This is a genomic window from Neisseria sp. P0021.S006, assembly GCF_051956895.1.
On the sequence record NZ_JBQCWZ010000910.1, the window covers coordinates 1 to 588 of the forward strand.

General features: G+C 51.5%; 1 protein-coding gene. It reads left to right on the forward strand.

All coding sequences use genetic code 11. The features are described from left to right. Window positions 1-588 (forward strand): 4-alpha-glucanotransferase (gene malQ, locus ACTHUM_RS17845; protein ID WP_440403671.1); only part of this gene is annotated, 588 nt, incomplete at both ends.

Below are 588 nucleotides of genomic sequence, written 5' to 3' on the forward strand. Positions count from 1 at the left end.
GTATTTACGGCGATTTGGCAGTCGGCGTGGCGCGCGGAAGCGCAGATACTTGGTTAAACCGTCAAGATTATTGTATGGACGTATCGGTCGGTGCGCCGCCCGATCCTTTGGGGCCGACCGGGCAGAATTGGAATTTGCCGCCGCTTAATCCGTCGATGTTGAAGCATACGGGCTATGAAAAGTTTGCCCATCTGTTGCGCGAAAACATGCGCCTGTATGGCGTGTTGCGGATTGACCATGTGATGGCATTGTGTCGTTTGTGGTGGGTTTTAAACGATAAAACAGCAGATTTCGGCGCGTATGTGCATTACGATGCCGAAGTGACTTTTGCCATTTTGGCATTGGAAAGCCAGCGCAACCGTTGCGTCATCATCGGCGAAGATTTGGGTACGGTACCCGATCAAGCGCGTTATCTGCTCAACCGCTATCAAGTGTTCTCCTACAAAGTGATGTATTTCAGCAAGGGCTGGAACGGTTTCCAACTGCCTGAAGAATACCCTGAGCAGGCGATTACGGTCATCAGTACCCACGATGTCGCGCCGCTGGCAGGTTATTGGGTGGGCAAAGATTTGGATACGATGTTCAAAC